Annotated in this window: 1 protein-coding gene; it reads right to left on the minus strand. The window is 58.4% G+C overall.

Translation table 11 applies throughout. The features are described 5' to 3' along the window. On the minus strand, positions 1-255 hold a 255-nt coding region (locus tag JHD69_RS20900), incomplete at both ends, for a DUF7507 domain-containing protein (protein WP_199142221.1).

A 255-nucleotide genomic window follows, 5' to 3' on the forward strand; every position in this document is an offset into this window, starting at 1 on the left:
GCGTTGGAGGCGTTACCGGATAGTTAGGATCGCCTGGCGCCAACGGCGTAGGGTCGTTTGAAGTCGTGGTTACATCGTTGTTGCGCGGATCCTTGCCTTTGGCCGTTGCCAGGTTGAACACCCCGCCATTGTCGATATCGGCCTGGGTCAATACGTGGTAAGCGGTGAAGGTGCTGTTGTTGCTTGCGCCTGGCGCCAACGAGGCAATCGGACCGCCAGCAACGGTTGCGTTGTTGTCGGTTACGGTTACGTTGG

The organism is Pedobacter sp. ASV12 (genome assembly GCF_016429155.1).
Taxonomy (GTDB): Bacteria; Bacteroidota; Bacteroidia; order Sphingobacteriales; family Sphingobacteriaceae; genus Pedobacter.